This window comes from Acinetobacter courvalinii (genome assembly GCF_014635545.1).
Lineage (GTDB): Bacteria > Pseudomonadota > Gammaproteobacteria > Pseudomonadales > Moraxellaceae > Acinetobacter > Acinetobacter courvalinii.
In genome coordinates this window covers 1-605 of record NZ_BMDA01000022.1, presented here as the reverse complement: position 1 = coordinate 605, position 605 = coordinate 1, and the positions used below count along the sequence as shown (strand labels likewise).

General features: G+C 49.3%; 1 protein-coding gene. It reads right to left on the bottom strand.

The window, feature by feature from the left end; all coding sequences use genetic code 11:
• Positions 1–605: Ig-like domain-containing protein (locus tag IEV39_RS18380; protein ID WP_188382628.1), on the bottom strand; the 605-nt coding region annotated here is incomplete at both ends.

Below are 605 nucleotides of genomic sequence, written 5' to 3'. Positions count from 1 at the left end.
GTAACATTGCTGCTATTGCCTGCTGCATCAGTGAAAGTCACTTTTGCATCAATGGTTTTGTCGCTATCCGCCAGTAAGTCACTACCTGCCACATCAGCAGTCCAGTTGCCCGTCGCTGCATCCACAGTTGCTGTATAGATCACACCATTAATCACAAGCGTCACAACAGTGCTCGCAGCATCTGCTGGCACACCTGTTAATTTACCTGTAATTGTGACAGTCGACGTTGACTCTGCTGCATTGAGGACATTATCTGCTGTGACCGGATCAACGCTAAATTCAACGTTACCCGTAATCGGTGGAGTAAGGTCTACAGTTTCTGTGCCCGGTGCAGATGGGTTACCTGCTGGGTCAGTCGCAATAACTTTAATCGTATCGCCATCTTTTAAACCGCCCGGATTTGGTACGGTCCATTCACCTGTGGTTGGATCAGTAGGAACTTGGACAGTGCTGCCATCCGGGAAGGTCACAGTCACGGTTGAACCCGGCTCTGCAGTACCGGTGATTGGATCGGTACCATTGATTGGGTCAATCTCTGGTACAGCTGGTGCAGTCACATCCACGTTATAAGTTTGTGTATCCGTAACATTGCTGCTATTGCCTGC